The organism is Streptomyces coacervatus (genome assembly GCF_029223485.1).
Lineage (GTDB): Bacteria > Actinomycetota > Actinomycetes > Streptomycetales > Streptomycetaceae > Streptomyces > Streptomyces coacervatus.
The window spans coordinates 1-593 of the sequence record NZ_JARHTP010000080.1 but is presented as its reverse complement, the minus strand read 5'-3'; the positions used below and the strand labels follow the sequence as shown (position 1 = coordinate 593).

The 593-nt window shown below is 68.1% G+C and carries 1 protein-coding gene; it reads left to right on the top strand.

Features of this window, described 5'->3' with window-relative positions:
- Positions 1–19 precede the first annotated feature (19 nt).
- Complete coding sequence (locus tag P2Q00_RS51295; protein ID WP_498073043.1) at positions 20–313, top strand: DUF8730 family Cys-rich protein; 294 nt, start codon at positions 20–22, stop codon at positions 311–313.
- Positions 314–593: the final 280 nt, after the last annotated feature.

Here is a 593-nt window from a genome sequence, read left to right as displayed (position 1 = left end):
GAGTTATTGAAGGGGAGCTATGTGTCAACGTGCTGTCTGCCGGTCGTGCCGGAAGGTGACCTACGAGGGCTGTGGGAGGCATGTGGACCAGGTGCTGATGGGCGTGCCAACGGCTCAGCGGTGCACGTGTGAGCCTGCGGAGCGCAGAGGTGCACGCCTCGTGGAGGCGACGACTCGATCGGAATCGGTGCCGGCGCGACAGGGTGAGCCGTCGCAACGCACACGGACTCCTGGGCGCTCAGTGGGTTCACCGGGCCGATCGGGAGCCGGCCCGTGGACTCGGCTCATCGAATGGATGAAGAGCCCGACATGAGGCAGTCGTGCGACGGCACTCTCTTCGGACGCTCTGGTTCGAGGGCGTTGGCCATTGCATCGCTGAAACCACGATTCCGCACTTTCCGTGGGCCCGCTGCACCGAGGAGCGCCGGAGGAGGCCACAGGGCTCCCGACCCCTCCCCCCGGACGTGACGACGCCTCAGGCCCACACCGCCTTGACCACGCCGTGGCCTGCTGCAGCCGCTCGCCCGTAGAGCCCCTGGAGGTCCCTGTGACGGTCGAGGAACTCCCGCCTGGCCTGCGCCTCGTCCGGGCCC

Coding starts and splice junctions, on each gene's coding strand:
- P2Q00_RS51295 (WP_498073043.1), top strand. CDS start 20: ATGTGTCAACGTGCTGTCTGCCGGTCGTGCCGGAAGGTGACCTACGAG.